At 60.9% G+C, this 539-nt stretch carries 1 protein-coding gene; it reads left to right on the top strand.

Going from position 1 to position 539, the window contains the following annotated elements:
- Nucleotides 1–539 (top strand): carbon starvation CstA family protein (locus PMI34_RS22450; protein WP_008047192.1); only part of this gene is annotated, 539 nt, incomplete at both ends.

The following is a 539-nucleotide window of genomic DNA, read 5'->3' as shown; positions in this document are numbered from 1 at the left end:
CCCGGCACCATCGCGCTGTTCGGCTGCTTCCTGATCATGATCATCATCCTCGCAGTACTGGCGCTGATCGTGGTCAAAGCCCTGGCCGAGAGCCCGTGGGGCATTTTCACGGTGATGGCGACCATCCCGATCGCGATGTTCATGGGCATCTACATGCGCTACATCCGCCCGGGTCGCATCGGCGAAATCTCGGTCATTGGTGTGCTGTTGCTGCTCGGTTCGATCTGGCTCGGCGGACAGATCGCCGCGGATCCAGTGTGGGCCAAGGCCTTTACCTTTACCGGTATCCAGATCACCTGGATGCTGATCGGCTACGGTTTTGTCGCGGCGGTGTTGCCGGTGTGGCTGATCCTGGCACCCCGCGATTATCTCTCGACCTTCCTGAAAATCGGCACCATCGTCGCCTTGGCCATCGGTATCCTGGTGACCATGCCCGAGCTGAAAATGCCGGCCCTGACCCAGTTCGTCGACGGCACCGGCCCGGTATGGAAGGGCGGTCTGTTCCCGTTCCTGTTCATCACCATTGCCTGTGGCGCGGT

Source organism: Pseudomonas sp. GM74, assembly GCF_000282455.1.
GTDB lineage: Bacteria > Pseudomonadota > Gammaproteobacteria > Pseudomonadales > Pseudomonadaceae > Aquipseudomonas.
Note: the sequence above shows the minus strand (reverse complement) of the source record. Positions and strands in the feature narration are given on the sequence as shown.